Origin of the sequence: Allobosea vaviloviae, assembly GCF_001298265.1 — a bacterium.
Lineage (GTDB): Bacteria > Pseudomonadota > Alphaproteobacteria > Rhizobiales > Beijerinckiaceae > Allobosea > Allobosea vaviloviae_B.
The window spans coordinates 37,743-57,420 of sequence record NZ_LGSZ01000032.1; the positions used below are offsets into that span (position 1 = coordinate 37,743).

Annotated in this window: 18 protein-coding genes; 9 read left to right on the forward strand and 9 right to left on the reverse strand. The window is 67.3% G+C overall.

Annotated features, from left to right (window positions below; translation table 11 throughout):
- Positions 1-5 precede the first annotated feature (5 nt).
- Together AE618_RS10075 and pyk are read left to right on the forward strand one after the other, a co-directional pair.
- Positions 6-461 (forward strand): DUF1036 domain-containing protein, encoded by a 456-nt coding sequence (locus AE618_RS10075; protein WP_054208937.1) that lies wholly within the window; start codon positions 6-8, stop codon positions 459-461.
- A gap of 126 nt (positions 462-587) precedes the next feature.
- Entirely contained in the window at positions 588-2,027 is a 1,440-nt protein-coding gene (gene pyk, locus AE618_RS10080) for a pyruvate kinase (RefSeq protein WP_054208938.1), read from the forward strand.
- Positions 2,028-2,034: 7 nt separating this feature from the next.
- Here the strand turns inward: pyk and AE618_RS27920 are convergent, their stop codons facing one another.
- The 4 genes from AE618_RS27920 to ykgO form a co-directional block, all read right to left on the reverse strand.
- Complete coding sequence (locus tag AE618_RS27920) at positions 2,035-2,652, reverse strand: hypothetical protein (protein WP_210166452.1); 618 nt, start codon at positions 2,650-2,652, stop codon at positions 2,035-2,037.
- A 51-nt stretch (positions 2,653-2,703) separates the two neighbouring features.
- The gene (locus AE618_RS10085; protein ID WP_054208939.1) at positions 2,704-3,678 is read right to left on the reverse strand and encodes an alpha/beta fold hydrolase; all 975 of its coding nucleotides are present in this window, start codon (positions 3,676-3,678) and stop codon (positions 2,704-2,706) included.
- A 34-nt stretch (positions 3,679-3,712) separates the two neighbouring features.
- Complete coding sequence (locus tag AE618_RS10090; protein ID WP_082365177.1) at positions 3,713-4,357, reverse strand: tetratricopeptide repeat protein; 645 nt, start codon at positions 4,355-4,357, stop codon at positions 3,713-3,715.
- A 142-nt stretch (positions 4,358-4,499) separates the two neighbouring features.
- A complete protein-coding gene (gene ykgO, locus AE618_RS10095) occupies positions 4,500-4,625 on the reverse strand; it encodes a type B 50S ribosomal protein L36 (RefSeq protein WP_038363015.1) in 126 nt (41 codons plus the stop codon).
- Positions 4,626-4,945: 320 nt separating this feature from the next.
- Between ykgO and AE618_RS10100 the strand changes: the two genes are divergently transcribed.
- Positions 4,946-5,155: a hypothetical protein gene (locus tag AE618_RS10100; protein ID WP_054208941.1), complete on the forward strand. Its 210-nt coding sequence runs from the start codon at positions 4,946-4,948 to the stop codon at positions 5,153-5,155.
- Positions 5,156-5,177: 22 nt separating this feature from the next.
- Here AE618_RS10100 and obgE read toward each other — a convergent pair whose 3' ends face one another.
- A complete protein-coding gene (gene obgE, locus AE618_RS10105) occupies positions 5,178-6,221 on the reverse strand; it encodes a GTPase ObgE (RefSeq protein ID WP_054208942.1) in 1,044 nt (347 codons plus the stop codon).
- Between the two features lie 126 nt (positions 6,222-6,347).
- On the reverse strand, positions 6,348-7,214 hold the full coding sequence (locus AE618_RS10110) for a LysR family transcriptional regulator (RefSeq protein ID WP_054208943.1): 867 nt from the start codon (positions 7,212-7,214) through the stop codon (positions 6,348-6,350).
- A gap of 207 nt (positions 7,215-7,421) precedes the next feature.
- Between AE618_RS10110 and AE618_RS10120 the strand changes: the two genes are divergently transcribed.
- The 4 genes from AE618_RS10120 (at position 7,422) to AE618_RS27925 (ending at position 12,050) form a co-directional block, all read left to right on the forward strand.
- Positions 7,422-8,345, forward strand: coding sequence for a DMT family transporter (locus tag AE618_RS10120; protein ID WP_082365159.1), 924 nt, complete (start codon positions 7,422-7,424; stop codon positions 8,343-8,345).
- A 751-nt stretch (positions 8,346-9,096) separates the two neighbouring features.
- The gene (locus AE618_RS10125) at positions 9,097-10,032 is read left to right on the forward strand and encodes a hypothetical protein (RefSeq protein ID WP_156330202.1); all 936 of its coding nucleotides are present in this window, start codon (positions 9,097-9,099) and stop codon (positions 10,030-10,032) included.
- A 171-nt stretch (positions 10,033-10,203) separates the two neighbouring features.
- On the forward strand, positions 10,204-11,388 hold the full coding sequence (locus AE618_RS10130) for a hypothetical protein (RefSeq protein ID WP_054208947.1): 1,185 nt from the start codon (positions 10,204-10,206) through the stop codon (positions 11,386-11,388).
- Positions 11,385-12,050, forward strand: a complete 666-nt coding sequence (locus AE618_RS27925) for a hypothetical protein (RefSeq protein ID WP_156330203.1) — start codon at positions 11,385-11,387, stop codon at positions 12,048-12,050. The genes AE618_RS10130 and AE618_RS27925 overlap by 4 nt, the downstream gene beginning before the upstream one ends.
- Here the strand turns inward: AE618_RS27925 and AE618_RS10140 are convergent, their stop codons facing one another.
- From AE618_RS10140 to AE618_RS10150, 3 genes are read right to left on the reverse strand one after another with little or no spacing between them, the layout of a single operon-like run.
- Positions 12,051-15,293 carry an efflux RND transporter permease subunit gene (locus tag AE618_RS10140; RefSeq protein WP_082365160.1) on the reverse strand — a complete coding sequence of 1,081 codons (3,243 nt, stop codon included), beginning with the start codon at positions 15,291-15,293 and terminating at the stop codon, positions 12,051-12,053. It abuts the gene before it with no gap.
- Positions 15,294-15,308: 15 nt separating this feature from the next.
- A complete protein-coding gene (locus AE618_RS10145; RefSeq protein WP_082365161.1) occupies positions 15,309-16,547 on the reverse strand; it encodes an efflux RND transporter periplasmic adaptor subunit in 1,239 nt (412 codons plus the stop codon).
- A complete protein-coding gene (locus AE618_RS10150; protein ID WP_210166453.1) occupies positions 16,544-17,212 on the reverse strand; it encodes a TetR/AcrR family transcriptional regulator in 669 nt (222 codons plus the stop codon). Before AE618_RS10150 ends, AE618_RS10145 begins: the two co-directional genes overlap by 4 nt.
- 267 nt (positions 17,213-17,479) lie before the next feature.
- On the opposite strand from AE618_RS10150, the gene AE618_RS10155 reads away from it, so the two are divergent.
- Both AE618_RS10155 and AE618_RS10160 read left to right on the forward strand, forming a co-directional pair.
- Positions 17,480-18,286 (forward strand): glutamine amidotransferase, encoded by an 807-nt coding sequence (locus AE618_RS10155; protein WP_082365163.1) that lies wholly within the window; start codon positions 17,480-17,482, stop codon positions 18,284-18,286.
- A complete protein-coding gene (locus AE618_RS10160; protein WP_248310820.1) occupies positions 18,283-19,527 on the forward strand; it encodes an NAD(P)/FAD-dependent oxidoreductase in 1,245 nt (414 codons plus the stop codon). Before AE618_RS10155 ends, AE618_RS10160 begins: the two co-directional genes overlap by 4 nt.
- Positions 19,528-19,678: the final 151 nt, after the last annotated feature.

The following is a 19,678-nucleotide window of genomic DNA, read 5'->3' on the forward strand; positions in this document are numbered from 1 at the left end:
GCTTCATGAGCCGACACCAAAGCCCGCTTCCTCGCCTGGCCCTGCTGGCCGCTGGCCTGTTCGGCGCAAGCCTGCTCGACGCAAGCCCGGCTTTTGCCGATCTGCGCATGTGCAACACTTCGGGCAGCCGCGTCGGCGTGGCGATCGGCTATCGCGACGCGCAGGGCTGGACCACCGAAGGCTGGTGGAACATCGGCCCGCGCGCCTGCGAGACGCTGCTGCGCGGCACGCTTGCCGCGCGCTTCTACTATGTCCACGCCGTCGATTACGACCGCGGCGGCGAATGGACCGGCAAATCCGTCATGTGCACCCGCAACAAGGAATTCACGATTCGCGGGATCGAGGACTGTCTGGCCCGCGGCTATGACCGCGCCGGCTTCTTCGAGGTCGACACCGGCGAACAGAAGAGCTGGACGATCCAGCTCACCGACACCACCGGCAGCGCCCCCGCGCGGCCATAGAGCCGGATGATTTTAGGTCGATTCGACCTAAAATCTGAATCCGTCTCTACAACAAGGAGTAAGAGCATGATGTTGTCCGAAAACCGGTTCCCACTTTTCGGCACCATGCTCTGAGGGGACACCAACATGAAGCGTGAGCGCCGCATCAAGATCATCGCCACGCTGGGGCCGGCCTCCGCCACCCCCGAGATGTGCGCGAAGCTGTTTGCGGCCGGCGTCGACGTCTTCCGCATCAATATGAGCCACACCCAGCGCGAGACGCTGCCCGCGACCATCGCGATGCTGCGCGCGCTGGAGACGCAGTTCCGCCGGCCCGTCGGCATTCTCGCCGATCTGCAGGGGCCCAAGCTGCGTGTCGGCGCCTTCGGCGGCGATGGCGGCGTGACGCTGGAGAACGGCGCCCGCTTCACCCTCGATTCCGATCCCGCGCCCGGCACGCAGAAGCGCGTCCACCTGCCCCATCCCGAGATCCTGACCGCGCTCGAGCCCGGCCATGTCGTGATCCTCGACGACGGCAAGCTCAGGCTCGTCGTCGAGAAGGCGAGCCCGACGCAGGCCGTCACCCGCGTCGTCGTCGGCGGCCGGTTGTCCTCGCGCAAGGGCGTCAGCCTGCCCGACACCACGATCGCCGTCTCGGCCATGACCGACAAGGACCGTTCCGACGCCGAGGCCGCGGCCGAAGCCGGCGTCGACTGGATCGCGCTCTCCTTCGTGCAGCGGCCCGAGGACATGGCCGATCTCCGGAAGATCGTGCAGGGCCGGGCGCTGGCCATGGCCAAGATCGAGAAGCCGCAGGCACTGCTGCGGCTGGAGGAGATCATCGACGCCTCGGATTCGATCATGGTGGCGCGCGGCGATCTCGGCGTCGAGATGCCGCTGGAGAAGGTGCCGGGCACGCAGAAGCGCATCACCCGGATGTGCCGCCGCAAGGGCAAGCCGGTCATCGTCGCCACCCAAATGCTGGAGAGCATGATCACCAGCCCGGTGCCGACCCGCGCCGAGGTCTCCGACGTCGCCACCGCGGTTTTCGAAGGGGCGGATGCTGTGATGCTCTCGGCCGAGAGCGCGGCGGGCCAGTTCCCGATCGAGGCGGTTTCGATGATGAACCGCATCGCCGAGGAGGTCGAAAGCGAATCGGTCTATCGCTCGATCCTGGAGGCGCAGCGCGCCGAACCGGAGGCGACGGGCGCCGATGCCATCGCCAAGGCCGCCCATGAGGTCGCCGACGCGTTGAACCTCAAGATCATCGCCGCCTGGACCTCCTCGGGCTCGACCGCCTTCCGGCTGGCCCGCGAGCGGCCCAACTCCACCGTCATCGCGCTGACGCCCAACCGCGCCACGGCGCGCCGCCTCACCCTCGTCTGGGGTGTGCATGCGGTGGTGACCAAGGACGCCAGCGACATCGACGACATGGCCTCGCGCGCCTGCAAATTCGCCGTGCGCGAGAAGTTCGCCAAACTCGGCGACCGCATCATCGTCGTCGCCGGTGTGCCCTTCGGAACGCCGGGCGCGACGAACATGGTCCGCATCGCCTTCGTGGCGAAAGAGCATGTCGAGAAGGCGTGATGGCGTCCTACGGAGTCGGTTTTGGGAGCACACGCCATGGATTCGCAGCCCATTCGGTCTGCCATCGAACCGATCCAAGCGTGGTGCCGCAGGCCCTCAAACCACTTTCGATCCTCAGCAGACTGAACTTGAAACCAGCGTATGAGGTGATCTGATACGTGCTTCGCCAGAACAGGTCCGGACACATATCTGAGGTCATGGTGGATAACAAAATGCCATCGGCCGGATGCCAGCTCACGATGCCGAGATCCTCCGTCATAGTGATTCCGCCCGCAGGCAGGTGATCTGGCGCCGGCAGTGATAAGCGCGTCGGTGGATGAAGCGGCCATCCTCGCATCAACCAGACAGTGGTCGTTCCGACGATGGTGGAGCACGGTACCAAAGCCATGACCGGGCCTTTGGGCACTCTATGCAGTTCGATGGGGCGATCGACCCGCAACGCCGCGCCTGTGCAGGGTATCCATAGCTTGCTCAGGTCGCTGGGCAGGTCCTCTATTCTGCGAATATAGAGCGATCCATCTTTTGGCATCTGCGAAGCATCAAAGCCTTCGGCCTGCGCGGAGGTAACGGCAACGCTCAAGGCCAAGCACAGCGAAACGGCACGCAATCGGTTCGATGATATCACTGAGCTGACTCCCTGAACGCTTATATCATGATCGCAGGGGCACTTTTCGCCTTAGTTCAGCGCCAGCCCTGACCTCGGGCCGACCATCTGGTCGATCGCCTCGATGACGATCTCGGGCGCGGCGTGGTGCGGCATGTGGCCGACTCCCGGCAGGAGCACGAAGCGACCTTGCGGGGCCTGCCTGGCGATCGCGGCCGAGTGGATGATCGGTGAGACGATGTCATCGCTGTCGCCGGTGATCGCGACCACCGGCATCTGCAATTGCCGATAGCGCGGCACCTGCGCGCTGACGAAGTCGAAGGCCGCGGCGATGTCCTGCGAATTGGCCCGGAAGGTCGCCGGTCGCAGCAGGAGCGCGATCTCGCCCGCATCGAGATAGCCCGGCGTCACCGAGCGCGGCGCAAAGACGCTCTGCGCGCCAGCCTCCAGCAGCCGGCTCGCGGCGGGAACGCCGACGAGGCGCGTGAAGACCGGGCCGATCACCGGCCAGGACGTCGCATGATGATACCAAGCGATGCCGCCGGGCCATGGATGCGTCACGGCACCGAGCAGCACGAGCCCGCGCAAACGCTCGGGCCTGTCGAGCGCGATCCGGGTCGCGGCCGCCCCTGCGAGCGAATGCGCCACCAAGACGAAGCGCTCCGGCGCGATCGCGTCGAGCCCCTGCATCAGTGCATGGGCCTGCCGCGCGGGGTCGGCCATGGCATCGCCCTCGAGCCGATCGCTCCAGCCGAAGCCGGGCCGGTCGAGCGCGATGACGCGGTATTGGCGCAGTTCCGGCCCCAGCGTCGCCAGCAGATCGGCATGGTCCGAGGAGGCGCCATGGACCAGGACGACGGTACCGCGACCCTCGCCGGCCGGCCGGCTCTCGCGGTAATGCAGCCGCCCTCCGGAGACATCGACGAAGCTGCCCTTGGGCGGATAGCGCCGCGCGGCTTGGGCGCCGAGCCATTGCGACCAAAGCATGATCCCGGCGACAGCCAGGACGAAGACGATGACGAGCGAGCGGATCAGCATGCTGCGCATACGCGCCGACCGCGCTTTCGGTTCTGTGACGATGTCAGGCGTCGCGGCCGTCGACGTCGATCTTCAGCGACTCGACCGCACTCTTGATCGCCTCGAGCTGCGGATAGACCTCGAGCGCCCTGCGATAGGCCACCATGGCGCGCTTGTCGTCGCCCTGCTGGCGCAGGATGGTGCCTAAGCCCAGCATCGCGCCGTAATGCCTGGGCTCGCGCTTCAGCGCCTCGCCGATGTCGAGCATCGAGCGAATCGGGTCGCCGGCGATGAAGAGAGCATTGGCGCGCTGGTTCCAGCCCTCGGCCCAGTCGGGCTCCAGGCTGATGACGCGATCCAGCAACTCGATCGCCAGATCCAGCTGCTTGGCCTTCATCGCCGTCTGGGCGCGGGTCATCAGCAGGTCGGCAGTGGGCGAATTGGACCGTGACCAGCGGCGCTGGATCAGATTGGCGATGCCCTTCGCCTCTTCGGGCGTCTTGGCGGCCGCCAGCCGCTCGAACAGCTTGTCCAGCGTCGCGGCCGGGGTGCGCGCGGGGGCGGCCGGCGCAGCGTTGGGAGTGTCGTCCTTGTCGGCGGGCGCGACCGCGCCAGGACGCTGCGGAGCGGCATCTTGCGCCTGCGCGGGAGCGACCGAGGCGGCCAGCGCCAGCAGGACAATGGCGGACAGAATGCGTGCGATCATCATGCCCGCGAGCATAGACGCGCCAGCTGGAGCGTCAATTCACGGAGCGGCGACCGACACGGCAAAAAAGCGGGCGCGCCTGACGGCGCCCCGCTTCATCGTCCACCACGCAAGGCAACAGGCAGCCACAAAGGCCGCCGCAACCTCAGCCCTGGCGCGCCTTGAAGCGCTTCTGGACCTTGTTGATGATGTAGACGCGGCCCTTGCGGCGCACGAGCTGGTTGTCGCGGTGACGGGCGCGCAGCGACTTCAGCGAATTGCGGATCTTCATGGTCTCAACTCCACCGACCCGCGCCACGAGGGCGAACCGGTCAAAAAACGAAAGCCTGCCAAACACGAAGCCAGCGACGCGAGCCGGAAACCAGCCCTCATCGACCACGCGAATGATGCGGCTGATGCGATGCCGGCTGTATACGGATTTTTCCAGAGATCGCAAGGGCGCAGGACGCTGTCGATCGAGGAAAGACGCTCCCGATCGCGGAAAAGCGGAGACGGTCGTTCGATGCCGCGATCATCCGGCCGATCGACGCTGGAACCTAAGCTCCCGGCAGCGCGTTTCCCCCGTCTCACGAACGCTGGGATTTCAACACCATGAAGATGTCGACCTTGGGCCTCCTCGCCGCCTGCACGATCGCGCTCGGCGCCTGCGGCAACACCACCGATCAGCGTATCGGCGGCGCGGCCGCCGGTGCCGGAACCGGCGCTGTCGTGGCGGGTCCTGTCGGGGCCGTCGTCGGCGGGGCGGTTGGCGCCGTCTCCGCGCCGACCGTCGTGCGCGAGACCCGGCGGGCCACGCGCTAAGTCAACAAGGCTCGGTTGGCGGTCACGGCCGCCAGCCGGTCTCCTCGGCGGGCGCATTCTGCCGGGCCTCGTCCTTGCGGGCGTCCTCGACATAGGTGAAGAGCGCCCGCAGCGCGGCCTCGACGCCCTCGCCTGAGGCCGATGACAGCACGATCGGCATCCGCTTGCAGGCGCGCTTCAACCGCGCGACCTGCTCCTTGAGCAGTTCCGGGCTGAGCGCATCGACCTTCGACAGCGCCACGATCTCGGGCTTCTCGTCGAGGCCCTCGCCATACAGGCTGAGTTCCTTGCGCACGGTCTTGTAGGCCTTGCCAGCATGTTCGCAGGTGCCCTCGACGAGGTGCAGCAGCACGCGGCAGCGCTCGACATGCCCGAGGAACCGATCGCCGAGGCCATGGCCCTCATGGGCGCCCTCGATCAGGCCCGGAATATCCGCCAGCACCATCTCGCGCGCATCGACGCGCACGACGCCGAGCCCCGGATGCAGCGTGGTGAAGGGGTAGTCGGCGATCTTCGGCTTGGCCGCCGTCACCGTCGCCAGGAAGGTCGACTTGCCGGCATTGGGCAAACCGATCAACCCGGCATCGGCGATCAGTTTCAGCCGCAGCCAGACCCAGCGCTCCTCGCCGATCAGGCCCGGATTGGCGTGGCGCGGCGCCTGGTTGGTCGCCGTCTTGAAATAGGCGTTGCCGAAGCCGCCATTGCCGCCCTTGCACAACACGAAGCGCTGGCCGGCCTGCGTCAGGTCCGCGACCAGCGTCTCGCCGTCCTCGTCGAAGATCTGCGTGCCCGGCGGCACCTTCAGCACCTTGGTCTCGCCATTGGCGCCGTGGCGGTCGGCACCCATGCCGTGCCCGCCGATCTTGGCCTTGAAATGCTGCTGGAAGCGGAAATCGATCAGGGTGTTGAGGCCCTGCACGCATTCGATGATGACATCGCCGCCGCGTCCGCCGTCGCCGCCATTGGGCCCGCCGAACTCGATGAACTTTTCACGGCGAAAGGAGACGCAGCCGGCGCCGCCGTCTCCCGCCTTCACATAGATCTTGGCCTGGTCGAGGAATTTCATGGCTTCTCAGTAGTGATCGCGGGGGCAAAGGGCAATGATTGCGTCATGCTCGGGCGCAGACCCGAGCATCTCGGGCCGGAGATTCTCGGGTCTGCGCTGCGCTTCGCCCGAGAATGACGGCTCGCATCACGCAGCCAGCCTCGGCGCCGCCATCTCCTCGCGCAGCGCGTCTGCGAAGCGGCGCGCCGCCAGCCCCGGCTGCGGCCCCATGATCAGCCCGACAGACAGGTCAAACAGCGCCGGCAGGCCATCCGCCGGGCCTAGCCGCCGCGCCGTCGCCGGCACCGCGCTCTCGGTCACCGCCGTGACGCAGAACCCCGCCTCGACCGCCGACAGCATGCCCGAGGTGTGCGAGCACGAGAAGACGAGGCGATAGTCCTTCTCCGCCTCCGCCAGGCAGGCGAGCAGGCGCGGCCGCACCCGGCAGCCCTCCGAGAACAGCGCCAGCGGCAGCGTCTCCTGCAGTTCCGGCCGGTGGCCGCGCGCCGCGATCCAGACCACCGGCTCGCGCCGGATCACCTCGCCGACCGGCCGCCTGGGATCCTGCGTCACCACCGCGAGATCGAATTCGCCGGCCGCGACCGCCGGCTCGATCCGCTTCGACAGGTCGCAATGCAGTTCGAGCTCGACCTTGGGATGCTCGGCGGCGAAGCGCGCGATCAGCGGCCGCAGGAAGGCGTCGACGTAATCGTCGGGAATGCCGATGCGCAGCCGCCCCGAGGCGCTGCTGCCGCCGAGATCGTCGAGCGCCTCGCGCTGGATCGCGAGCAACCGCCTGGCATGGGCGATCAGCCTTTCGCCGGCATGGGTCGGCACCACGCCGCGCCGCGAGCGCTCCAGCAGTTTGTGGCCGAGCTGGTGCTCGAGATCCTGGATCCGTACCGAAATCGCCGATTGCGTCCGCCCGAGCCGCGCGCCGGCCGCCGTGAAGCCGCCGCTCTCGACCACCGCCACCAGCATGTCGAGCGCCGCCAGATCGAAATGCCCGGACATGGCACAGTCTCCATCGATCGTTTTTAAGAATGGTTAAATCAGAATAATCCGTTTTTCCGATGGAAGAAAGGGGCGTAGAGCAGGCTCATCGTCATTGCGAGCGCAGCGAAGCAATCCAGATCGGCTCGCTCGACGTCCCCCTGGATTGCTTCGCTGCGCTCGCAATGACGGACTGCTCTGCAGACACGAATTCCAAGAACATAAGCCATGAGCGACTCCACCATGTCCGCCCCCGCCGCCGTCATGCCTGCCCCGACCGCGCCTGCGCTCGCCATGTTCCTCGCGCTGCTGGCCGGCGCGACCTGCATCGGCTTTTCCGGCGTGTTCGTGCGCTTCGCCGATGTCGGCCCGGCCGCCGCAGGCTTCTGGCGCATGGCCTTCGCGCTGCCGGTGCTCGGCCTGTGGATGGGGCTGGAGCAGCGTCGTCCGGGACGCACCGTCGCCACGACCGGCGCCTTGCTCCCGATCGCGCTGGCCGGCCTCTTCTTCGGAATCGACGTCGTGCTCTACAATGCCTCGCTCGGCTTCACGACCATCGCCAACGCCTCGCTGCTCGGCAATCTCTCGCCGGTCGCGGTCGTTCTCGGCGGCTGGCTGCTCTTTTCGCAGCGCCCGAGCCGGCGCATTCTCGGCGCGCTGGCCCTGGCGGTCGCCGGCGCGATGATGCTGGTCCTGCCGAAATTCACCGCCACGACCGCGCCCGCGCCCGGCGGCCTGTTCGGCGACAGCCTCGCCATCGCCGCCGCCATCTCCTATGCCGCCTACATCATGGCGATCAGCCGCGCCCGAGACCGCGCCGAGCCCGGCCGCATCAGCCTGATTGCGAGCGCGATCTGCGCCGTCTTCTGCCTCGTCACGGCCTTTGCGCTGGGTGAGACGATCATGCCGGCCAGCCTGCAGGGCTGGCTCGCGGTGATCGCGCTCGGCCTCGTCTCGCATGCGATGGGCCAGGGCCTGATCACGCTGGCGCTCGGCCATTACGGCGCCAGCGCTGCCTCGCTCGTCATGGTCTGGCCGGCAATGGTCGCGGTGCTCGCCGCCTGGGCGCTCTTCGGTGAACAGCCCTCGCCGGTGCAGGCCTTCGGTGGCATCGCGATCCTGGCAGCCGTGCTGATGGTGCGGAAGGGCTGAAGCGTCTCAGGCGCGCCGCCGTCTTCTCCCTCCCCCCGCTTACCCATGTCGGCTGTAGCCGACATAGGCAGGTGTTGACCAACATCGGAAACATCCGATGTTGGGTGGGGAGGGCCGGGGTGGGGGGCAGTGCCGCTCGGCGCTTCGTCGGCGAAAGGGGCGAGCCCTGCTTTTCCGTCCCCATCCCTAACCCTTCCCCACCGCAAGCAGGGGGAAGGGAACGAGCCCCGCCTTCAAGCGATCGGCCTCTCCGGGCAGCCGCGACTTATCCCCGGCCTGCCAATCCATGCCTATCCTCACCGCGTTCCACCCGACCAAGGGGGCTGTCGCGAGGCATCGTGCGGCCGGGCGGAATGCGGTGTCCGGGATGGGCGGCCCTTGCAGGCCGGCTGCCCGGAGGGGCTCTCGTCGCCGGGGACATCAGCAATCCCGGTCCTGACCGACCTTAATCGGCGGCGAGGGGCACCAGAAGAGAACCGCGCGTGGAGCCGGACGCGGCAAGATCCGCCGCATCGACACCTCGACATCGACACTCGACATCGGCACGCGGTCGCATCCGCGCCGCCATCCGGCTCCGCGCACCCCGTTCGGGCTGCCAACGACACGAAACCCGCGGCGCATGCCGGCCGGGATCGTGCCGCCATGCCAGCGCGGCGGCGCCAGCCAGGCGGATGGAACCGCCTGGCATCTCCTGGGATTGCGATATCGGGCGCGCGACGGCATCCTTGCGCCTCAACCTGCCGAGGTGAGCATGCTGCGTGGAGTTGTTCTGGCTTCGAGCCTGCTGCTGGCGCTTCCGGCGCACGCCGCTGGCCCCTATGGCAAGATCGTCGTCGGCAACTGGTCCGGCGGGGCCTTCACCAACGACGCCACCGGCGCCTTCTCGCACTGCGCCGTGAATGCCGGCTATCGCAACGGCACCCGGATGTTGACCTCGATCACCGCCGACTTCAAATGGCTGATCGGCTTCGCGCATCCCAACTGGCGCCTCAAGCCCGGCGCCCGGCTGAATCTCCAGCTGGTCTTCGACCGCAGCTCGCGCGTCGACGTCACCGCGGATGTGAAGACGGCGAGCCTTTTGACCATAGCGATGCCCGATGATTCGCAGCTCATCAACGCCTTCCGCCGCGGCAGCTATCTGGAACTCGTCGCCAACGACCAGCGCCTGACCTTCGCCCTGACCTCGACCGGCGAGATGCTGCCCGCCCTGGCCGCCTGCGCCAGGCAGAGCGCCAGCATTCGCGGCCCGGTCAACCCGTCAGCCGGGCAGAATGCCGCTCGCCCGCCCGAGGCGGAGACGCAGGCCAGCAGCCAGGCCAGGGCCGAGAAGAAGGCGGTGCTGGAGAAGACGCGCGACCTGATCCGCGTGAAGATGATGACCTGCATCGGCCGGGAGGGCACGCCGATGCTGGCGACCGACGAGAAGGCCGAGGTCGTCGCCAAGGCCGCGATGATCTTCTGCAAGGCCGATGTCGATGCGCTCGCCCAGGCGATCATCGAGATCCAGGAGCACGACGCCAGCCGCCCCGTCGACCGCGAGGCGGTGCGCCGCGCCGCCGCCCAGAGCATCCAGGACGTCGTCGTCGCCCAGATCGTCAAATCGCGCGGCGAAATGCTGAGCCGCAGGAACCAGCAGCCCCCGGCGCCGACGGGCGGAGGGCGCCCGGCGATGTCGCCGTCGATCTGACGGTGGATCTCTCCAGACAACGCGCGGTCAACCCGGACAAGCCGCGATGGCGGCGCCGATCCGGGATCCATGCTTGAGCGCTGATCGAAAACGCTCCGGACTGAACCCGGTCGACTTATCCCCTGCGCCTGAACCGGCCGGAGAATAGGCGCTCCAAACCGGGAGTGCTCCATGTCCGCCAGATCCGATCGCCATCGCCCCGAAACCGCCGGCGAGGGCGAGATCATCCGCCTGCGCCGCAGCCTGATCCGTCTTCAGGACGAAACGCGGCTGCTGCGCCGCGATATTGTGAGGCGCAAGTACAACCCCTCGCAGCCCCGCGTTCCGGCAGGCGGCACCGGTGGCGGACAATGGACCAGCGGTGCGGGCGGCGGCGGCGGGAGCGGCGGCAGCACCATGCCCGGCTTCGGGGATGGCGGCGACCTGGCGGAATTCGCACCTGAAGCCGGCTTCGTCATCGACGAGACCGGCAACGAAGCGTGGGCCTTCTACGAGGAAAGCCGCGAAGAGGATGGCGCGGTCTCCGAACGCGCCATCGTCAACCGCGACGGCAGCACGATCCATTCCGAATACGCCGCCTCCCGAGAAGCCGGCTTCGACGAGCGCCACACCGTCACGACGCCCGACGGCGACAAGGTCACCTTCGAGATCACGGACAAGAGCCAGACGATCCGAGAAGGCGGGCCCGATGGCGAGGCGATCAGCCGGTCGGTCTGGACGCCGTCCGGGCCGGAGCCGGTCGCGACGGTGCAACCCGCGTACTCGGGCCTCCGGCAAGGAGTCGGCGCGGCCGGAGCCGTGCTATTCGGCTGGCTTTCTGGAGAAAACAGAGCCGATGGCCCGCAAGCCGTCATGGGCTTCAACGCTCGCGACTTTCGGCCGAGCGAAAATGCCGGCGGCGCCCTAGATCTGACTTATGTCGGAAAGGTCGAACAGGCCGAAGCCGAGACTGCATGCAAATATCTTCCGGAACTGCAATCGCGGCTCGACCGCGCAGTCTCGGCGGCAGGGCCGGCGAACAACTACCCCCATGCAGCGATCTATGGCACGTTCATTCACCAATATCTGAAAGATCAGATCGAGGACGCACGGTATCCAGATCTGAAGGCGGAGCAATCATTCGCGAAGCAAATGCTCGAATCGACTCCAGATGAATTCGTCCGCTACGGCTACCCCCGATCGGTCCGTATCGATGCGTATGAATTGCGGGAGGATGGAACGCTGTGCATCTATGATTTCAAGACGGGCCGGCGCGGCATCGATGAGCGGCGGTGGAAGGAGCTCGCTGTTGCACCCTTCCGGGCAATCAGGAACATCTCCCGCGTCGTCGTCATAGAGGTAAGGCCGAGTTCGTGACGACGAAAAAACAGATCAAATTCTTGCTGGATCTCATCCAATCGCGAAATGCAGACCTTGTCGTTCATGGTCCATTCGCGGTCCTGAAACCAATACGCCACGTCATTCGCGCGATCTCGATAGACCGGACGAGCTCTGCTGACCGCCCGCATTTCCTGTGGTCGATCGGACATACTTTCAATCCTCGTTCGTCTCTCCAGGGCATCTGGCTTGATCAGTTTTACACCGAACGTGGAGCACCGGCGAAATGGTCCGAACCGGGCTTGGCGGAAGCATTCATCGATGCCGTCGAAGGAACCATTCTGCCAAGATTGCGTCCTGCCTCGACAATCGAGGCAATGACGATGCTGAAGTATCCATACTCTTACGGATATGAAAGCCAGCTCCGGTACGAGCCCTACCAGTTGCATTTCCATGCAGCCTGCGGCCGCTTCGGCGAAGCAATCAGAATCCTTGAAAAAATGGAGACGTGGGAGCGCAGCAAACTGGGGTGGCGGCTCCATGAGTTTCAGTATCTCGTCGACGAGTTGGGGCCCCTCCTGAAGCGGGAGGACAAGATCGGCGTCGCCGAGTTGCTACGGCAATGGGAGGTCATGGTGGTCAGACGGGCCGGCGTTGCCAACATATACGAGCCGACGCCGTTTCCCTTCGAACTCGCCTGATCACTCCGCCGCCAGCCTCGGTGGCGGCAGCGGCAGCTTCATCTGCGCCTCGCCATCCCCGGGCGCCCCGTGCCCCGGCGCCCCATGCCCGTCCTCGGGCATCGCCTGCCACAGGCTCTCATCCTCCGGCTTGCTGAAGAAGCGCCCGAACAGCCATCCCGTGGCCTTCGAGAGATCGTCCATCACCGCGTAGAAGGACGGCACGAAGACGAGGCTGAGCACGGTCGAGACGAGCAACCCGCCGATCACCGCGATCGCCATCGGCGCGCGGAACTCGCCGCCGTCGCCCAGCCCGTAGGCGGAGGGAGCCATGCCCGCCGCCATCGCGATCGTCGTCATCACGATCGGCCGCGCCCGCTTGCGGCCGGCTTCCAGCAGGGCGGTGCGCCGGTCCTTGCCACGCCCCTCCTCCTCGACCGCGAAATCGACCAGCATGATCGCGTTCTTGGTGACGATGCCCATCAGCATCAAAAGGCCGATATAGACCGGCATCGACACCGGCTTGCCGGTCGCGAGCAGGGCGATGACCACGCCGCCGAAGGAGAGCGGCAGCGAGAGCAGGATCGTGATCGGCTGGAACACCGAGCCGAACAGCAGGATCAGCACGACGAAGACCAGCATCAGCCCGGTCGTCATCGCCGTGATGAAGCCCTGCACGACCTCTCCTTGAATCTCCGCGTCGCCGGTCGCCGCGATCCAGACGCCCGGCGGCAGCCCGACCTCCTTGACGATTCCGGTGAAGGTCTCCTGCGCGGTGCCGAGCTCGAAGCCGCGCTTGAGATCGGCGCCGATCGCGGCGCGGCGGACGCGGTCATAGCGGTCGATCGAGCTCGGCCCCTCGCCGAAGCCGATATCGGCCACCGCCGTCAGCGGGATCGAGACGCCGCTCGTATTGGTGACGCGCAGCGCCGCGATGTTGCGGATGTCGGCGCGGGCCGCCTCGTCGAGCTGCACGCGGATCGGCACCAGCCGGTCGCCGGCATTGAACTTGGCGAGATTGGCGCCGACATCGCCGATCGTGGCGACGCGGACGGCTTCCGAGATCGCTTCCGGCGTGACGCCGAGGCTGGCCGCCGCCTCGAGCTTCGGCCGCACCGTCAGCTCCGGCCGCGACAGCGAGCCCGAGGTCGCGACATTGAGATAGCCGTCGATCTTGCGCATCCGGCTCTCGATCCGCGCCACGGCTTCGCCGAGCGCCGCCCCGTCCTTGGACAGGATCGAGAAGGCCATTTCGCGCTCGCCGCGCTCGTTGACATACCAGGCGCGCACATCGGGCACGCTGGCGAGCTTCTGGGCGATGACGACCTTGAGGTCCTTCTGGCGCGCGGTCCGCTCGGCCTTGGGCTTGAGCTTGATGATGACGGCGGCGCGCCGGACCTCGCGCTGGCCCGTCGGCGAGGCGCCGCCGAGCACGAAGACCTGCGTCACCTCGGGGATTTCGCGCAACCGGTCGACGATCCTGTCGGTGGTGACGCGGGTATCCTCCAGCGTGGAGCCGGGCGGCAGCTCGACGGAGGCGACGACGCGCGAGGTGTCCTCGTCGGGGATGAAGCCGGTCGGCAGCAGGGAGGTGGCGTGGATGGAGCCCCAGAGGAAGGCAAAGCCCAGCACCAGCGTCAGATAGGACATGTTGAAGGGGATCGTGCGCCAGCGCCCGCTGCCGTCAAAGCGCGGCAGAACCGGCAGCCGGCGCGAGGCGGTCGTCGCCTTGAGCAGGCCGACATAGCTCCCCATGACGATGCCGTCCTTGGCGTCCTCATGCTTGACCGGCTTCATCAGATAGGCCGCCATCATCGGCGTGATCAGCCGGGCGACCAGCAGCGAGAACAGCACCGCGACCGCGACCGTCAATCCGAACTGGCGGAAATACTGGCCGGCGACGCCGCCCATGAAGGACACCGGCGCGAAGATCGCGACGATCGTCAGCGTGATCGCGATGACCGCAAGCCCGATCTCGTCGGCGGCCTCCATCGCGGCGCGATAGGGCGATTTGCCCATCTTCATGTGGCGGACGATGTTCTCGATCTCGACGATCGCGTCATCGACCAGGATACCTGTCACCAGGGTGATGCCGAGCAGGCTGACGAGGTTGAGCGAGAAGCCCATCAGCTCCATCGCCCAGAAGGTCGGGATCGCCGAGAGCGGCAGCGCGATCGCGGTGATGAGCGTGGCGCGCCAGTTCTTCAGGAACAGGAACACGACGAGCACCGCCAGGCCTGCGCCCTCCAGCAGCGTGCCCATCGCCGCCTTGTAGTTGCCATAGGTATAGGCGACCGCGTCGTCGATCGGCTTCAGCGTGATGTCGGGGAAGCGCTTGTTGAGATCGGCGATGCGGGCGGCGACGACCTCCTTGACCGAAAGCTCGCTCGACCCCTTCGAGCGGAACACCGCAAAGGAGACGACCGGGCTCTTGTCGAGCCGCCCGAAGGCGCGCGGCTCCGAATTGGAATCCTCGACCCGGCCGAGCTCCTTCAGCCGGACCTCGCGGCCGCCGGTCAGGGTGATCTTGGTCTCGGCGAGCTCGGCCACCGTGCGGGCGCCCGCGAGCGTCCGGATCGCCTGCTCCTGGCCGCCGACCTCGCCGCGCCCGCCGGCGAGGTCGACATTGGTCGCACGAATCTGGCGGTTGACCTCGCCGGCCGTGGTGCCCAGCGCCAGCAGCCGGTCGGGGTCGAGCGAAATCCGGATCTCGCGGTCGACGCCGCCATAGCGCTCGACGCGGCCGACGCCCTTGAGCCCCTGCAATTCGCGCGCGACGACATCGTCGACATGCCAGGAGAGCTGCTCCAGCGTCATCCCGGTCGAGGCCGCGCCGAAGGTGATGATCGACTGGCCCTCGACATCGATGCGCTGGATGATCGGCTCGTCGATGGTGCGCGGCAGATCGGCGCGAATCTTCGCGACTGCATCCTTGACGTCGTTGACGGCGCGGTCGGTGTTGGTCTCGAGCCGGAACTCGATGATCGTGGACGATTGCCCGTCGGTGAGCGTCGAGACGACATGCTTGACGCCGGTGATGTTGGCGACCGCATCCTCGACGCGCTTGCTGACCTGGCTTTCGAGCTCGGAGGGCGCGGCGCCCGACTGGGTGATCGTCACCGAGACGAGCGGCACGTCGATGTTGGGGAAGCGCGTCACCGGCAGCTTCGAGAACGACAGAAGGCCGAGCACGCACAGCACGAAGAAGAGCAGGATCGCCGGAACCGGCTTGCGGATCGACCACGCGGAGAAGTTGATGTTCACGGATGCCGCCTCTCGTCAGTTCGTCGCGACGGGCGTGATGACGTCGCCGTCGCGCACGAAGGTGCCGGCGCGCGCGACCACCGTCTCGCCTTCGCTGATGCCCGACACGATCTCGGCGCGGCCGTCGCCGGCGAGGCCGAGCTGGACGGATTTCGTCGTGACCTTGCCCTCGCTGACGCTCTGCACGGTCGCGCCGGAGCGCCCATAGGTGATCGCCGACAGCGGCAGGGTGACGACCGTCTTGCGCCCGGTCTCGATCATGCCGCGCGCAAACGAGCCGATCGCCACCGGCGGATTGCCGGTGAGAGACACCCTCACCCGGCCGAGCCGCGAGGCCTTGTCGACTTCGGGCGCGATCAGGCGGATCGTGCCCGCCAGCGCCTGCGTTGCGCCGGCCGGCGTCACCGCCACCGGCTGCCCGAGCTTGAGGCCGGGGAGTTCGACCTCGGCGACCTCGGCCTCGAGTTCCACCGCGCCGTCCTCGATGATGCGGAACAGCGGCTCGGCTGCGGCCAGGGCGGCGGTGGCGCCGAGCCTGGCATTGCGACGGCTGACGATGCCGCCCTTCGGCGCCCTGATCTCGGTGCGGGCGAGCCTCACCTCGATGTCGCGGCCTTGCGCCGTCGCCAAAGCGCGATCGGCGGTGGCGATGGCGAGCGCCTGCTTGGCGGAGTTGAGCTTGGCCGCGGCGGCGCGGGCGATGGCATCGCGCTGGTCATAGGTCTCGTTGGAGACGTTGCCGCTGCTGCGCAGGGCCTTGGTGCGGTCGAAATTGTTGTCGGCGGCGACGAGATTGGCCTGCGCCTCGGCGATCTGGGCCGTGGCCTGGGCGATGCCGGCGTCGGCCCGCGCAATCTGCGCGTCGTTCTGCGTCTTCTGAACCTCGAGGGTCGTGCGCGACAACCGCGCCAGAACCTGCCCGGCAGCGACGCGGTCGCCCTCCTCGGCCAGGATGTCGACGATGGACAGGCCATCGACCTCGGGCTGCACCATGACCTGGTCGCGCGCGATCATCGAACCGGACACCAGGACGCTCTGGACGATCTCGGAGATCTTCGCCTTGGTCACGGTCACGGAAGGGCCAGCGGCCGGCGCGGTCTGGGCGGCGGCGGGCACCTGAGCCTGTGCCTGCGGAGAAACGGCGACCAGTCCCGCCACCAGCAGGGACAGCGCGGCAAGGCGCGAAACAGCAGTTGTCTGCGACATGACGTTGGCCTTCGGGGTCTGGGCGGGCGAGTTGGTCGGGCAAGTCATGCTGATACGCTCCCGGGCTCGGGTTGGAGCAGCACATGGGCGAGTCCGCGCATCGCCTTGAACAGGGTCTCCGCCGCCATGGCGGGATCGAACTGGGGATCGGTGGCGCGGCGGCACAGAAAGCCGTCCGCCATCATGAAGATGGCCTGCAGGAACCGCGCATCGTCGAGATTGGACGGCAGTTCACCATTGGCCTTGGCGCCGGCGATGGCCTGCGCCAGACCACCGACGACTGTCCCGTCGATCGAGGCGCACATCTGCGCCATCGCCGGATTGCGGGCGGCTTCCGCCCAGATCAGCAGCGCGATGATCGATTTTTCGCGCGGCTCATCGACAAGGTGGCGACGTCCCAGTGCCTCGAGCTGATCGAGCACGCTGCCCCTGGCCGGATCGAGCCCGGCGAAATCGGCCGCGATCAGCGTGCGGTCGCGCTCGGCCATGCCGGCGATGATCGCGTCCTTCGAAGCGAAGTACCGGTAGAGATTACCCGGGCTCATGCCGGCCTCGGCGGCGACATCCTGCATCGTCGCGGCATGGAAGCCGGCCCGCGCGAACACGCTCTCGGCCGCGTCCAGGATGCGGATCTGGCGCTCCGACGGGCCGCGCTCCGCGGGCCCGGCGGCCGGCATGCGCTCGGGCGTATCAAGGGCGACAAACGACGGCACAAAAGACCTCAAGCGATGAGAATGAACGTTCATTCTCATCGCTTGATTTTACGGGCAAGTCAAGCCGAACGTCGTGAAAGACTGGTTTCGGACCGTTGCCCGCCCCATTCCTGCCCCGATCCGGCATGCGTCCCAGGCGGCCTCGCCATGCGGCTTCGGCCCATAAATTGCTTGCCTCACCTGTATTGCGACCGCATTCTCGGGCGATGCTCATCGCGTGCTGCCAGTGCCCCTTTCAAGACTGCTTCCCGGCGACCTGATCTCGCGATGAACGACCACGCGCTTTTGACCCTTCCGATCAGCAAGCTGCGCGCGACGCATCGTCGGCGCCGGCCAGCCTCGCAGCTTCCCCCGCTCAAGCCTGTCCTGATCGTGCTGCATCAGGAGCATTCGACGTCGGGACGCGTCGGCCGCCTGCTCCAGGCGCGCGGCCATGCGCTCGACATCCGCAAGCCGCGCTATGGCGACCCGCTGCCGCAGACGATGGCAGACCATGCCGGCGCCGTGATCTTCGGCGGACCGATGGGCGCCAATGATCCCGATGATTTCATCAAGACCGAGATCGACTGGATCGGCACCTGCCTCAGGGAGGACGCGCCCTTCCTCGGCATCTGCCTGGGCGCGCAGATGATGGCCAAGCATCTCGGCGCCCGCGTCTACACCCATGGCGAGGGTCGCGCCGAGGTCGGCTACTACAAGCTCGACCAGACCGACCATGGCAGGCTCCACGCCACCGAGGCCGGCTTCGCCTGGCCCGACACCGTCTATCAATGGCATCGCGACGGCTTCGACTGCCCGACAGGAGCGGAATGCCTGGCGACCGGCGGCGATTTCCCGGTGCAGGCGATCCGCGCGGAGTCCCGCTGCTACGGCATCCAGTTCCACCCCGAGGTGACCCCGGCGATGATGTGCCGCTGGTCGATCCGCGGCCATGAGCGCACGCTGATGCCGGGCGCGCAGCTGCGCCACATGCATCTCGACGGCTGGTATCAATACGATCCGGCCATCCGGCTCTGGCTGGACGGCTTCCTCGACCACTGGCTCAAGGCCCCCGCAGAGGCAGCAAGCGTTTGACCCGTACAGCCATCGTTCTCGGCGCCGGCATGGTCGGCGTCTCCTGCGCGCTGTCGCTCCAGAAGCGCGGTTTTGCCGTGACGCTGATCGACCGGCGCGAACCCGGCCGCGAGACCTCCTACGGCAACGCAGGCGTGCTCGCCGCCTCCTCCTTCGTCCCGCTGAACAACCCCTCGCTCTATGCGAAGATCGCCGACTATCTCGGCAACCGCCATCCTGCGCTCAATCTCAGCTGGCGGCGGGCGCTCGGCCGGCCGGGCTGGCTGCTGCGCTTTCTCTGGGAGGCCCGCCCTTCGCAGGCGAAGGCCCGCATCGCGGCCCTGCAGTCCCTGACCGAAAGCACGGTCGCGCGCCACCGCGCCCTGATGGCCGAAGCCGGCGTCTCGCACCGCCTCCGCGAGACCGGGACGCTCAAGCTCTGGCGCACCGAGGCCGGCCATGCCGCCGCGCAGGCGGAGCACGACTTCCTGCAGGCACATGGCATTGAGGCGCAGGTCCTGGACCGGCAGGGCATCTCCGGCATCGAGCCGAGCCTCAACCCGATCTTTCCGGCCGGGCTCCTGATTCCCTGCGTCGGTTCGGTCGATTCCCCCGGCGCGGTCACGGCGGCCTATGCCGCACTCTTCGCGGAACGCGGCGGGCGCATCGAGCAGGCCGCCGTCAGCGGGCTCGCCCGCCATGACGCTGCCGGCTGGCGCGCCAGCACGACGACGGGACGCTTCGAGGCTGAGGTCGCTGTGGTCGCGCTCGGCCCCTGGACCGGCGATCTGCTGAAGCCGCTCGGGCTCGATCCCGGGCTCGATGTCGAGCGGGGCTACCACCGCCATCTCCAACCGCAGGCCGGCACAAGCCTGTCGCGGCCGGTCTATGATGTCGATGGCGCCTATTACATGGCGCCGATGGAGCAGGGTTTCCGCATCACCAGCGGCGTCGACCTGTCGTTCCGCGACGCGCCCGACGAGCACCGCCAGATCGAGGCCGCCACGGCCGCTGCCCACGAGGCCTTTCCGCTCGGCGAGGTCGTCGGCGAAACCTGGCGCGGCGCCCGTCCGACCCTGCCGGATTCACTGCCGATGATCGGCGAGGCGCCACGCAACCCCGGCCTCTGGCTCGCCTTCGGCCACCAGCATATCGGCTTCTCGACCGGCCCGATCACCGGCGAGATCATCGCGGCCATGGTCTGCGGCGAGACGCCGCCGATCGACCCGATGCCGTTTTCGCCGGGGCGGTTCATCGGCTGACAGCCTGCCCTTGGCGTCATGGTCGCGGCCCCTGGCGTCATGGTCGGGCTTGACCCGACCATCCCGGAAACCAGTGCCCTCTTGTCCTGAGATTCTCGGGTCTTCGCGGAGTTTATCCTTGGGCCGATCGAAGATCGGACCCGAGGGCTAC

Coding starts and splice junctions, on each gene's coding strand:
- AE618_RS10075 (WP_054208937.1), top strand. CDS start 6: ATGAGCCGACACCAAAGCCCGCTTCCTCGCCTGGCCCTGCTGGCCGCT.
- pyk (WP_054208938.1), top strand. CDS start 588: ATGAAGCGTGAGCGCCGCATCAAGATCATCGCCACGCTGGGGCCGGCC.
- AE618_RS10085 (WP_054208939.1), bottom strand. CDS start 3,678: ATGCGCAGCATGCTGATCCGCTCGCTCGTCATCGTCTTCGTCCTGGCT.
- AE618_RS10090 (WP_082365177.1), bottom strand. CDS start 4,357: ATGATGATCGCACGCATTCTGTCCGCCATTGTCCTGCTGGCGCTGGCC.
- ykgO (WP_038363015.1), bottom strand. CDS start 4,625: ATGAAGATCCGCAATTCGCTGAAGTCGCTGCGCGCCCGTCACCGCGAC.
- AE618_RS10100 (WP_054208941.1), top strand. CDS start 4,946: ATGAAGATGTCGACCTTGGGCCTCCTCGCCGCCTGCACGATCGCGCTC.
- obgE (WP_054208942.1), bottom strand. CDS start 6,221: ATGAAATTCCTCGACCAGGCCAAGATCTATGTGAAGGCGGGAGACGGC.
- AE618_RS10110 (WP_054208943.1), bottom strand. CDS start 7,214: ATGTCCGGGCATTTCGATCTGGCGGCGCTCGACATGCTGGTGGCGGTG.
- AE618_RS10120 (WP_082365159.1), top strand. CDS start 7,422: ATGAGCGACTCCACCATGTCCGCCCCCGCCGCCGTCATGCCTGCCCCG.
- AE618_RS10125 (WP_156330202.1), top strand. CDS start 9,097: ATGCTGCGTGGAGTTGTTCTGGCTTCGAGCCTGCTGCTGGCGCTTCCG.
- AE618_RS10130 (WP_054208947.1), top strand. CDS start 10,204: ATGTCCGCCAGATCCGATCGCCATCGCCCCGAAACCGCCGGCGAGGGC.
- AE618_RS10145 (WP_082365161.1), bottom strand. CDS start 16,547: ATGACTTGCCCGACCAACTCGCCCGCCCAGACCCCGAAGGCCAACGTC.
- AE618_RS10155 (WP_082365163.1), top strand. CDS start 17,480: ATGAACGACCACGCGCTTTTGACCCTTCCGATCAGCAAGCTGCGCGCG.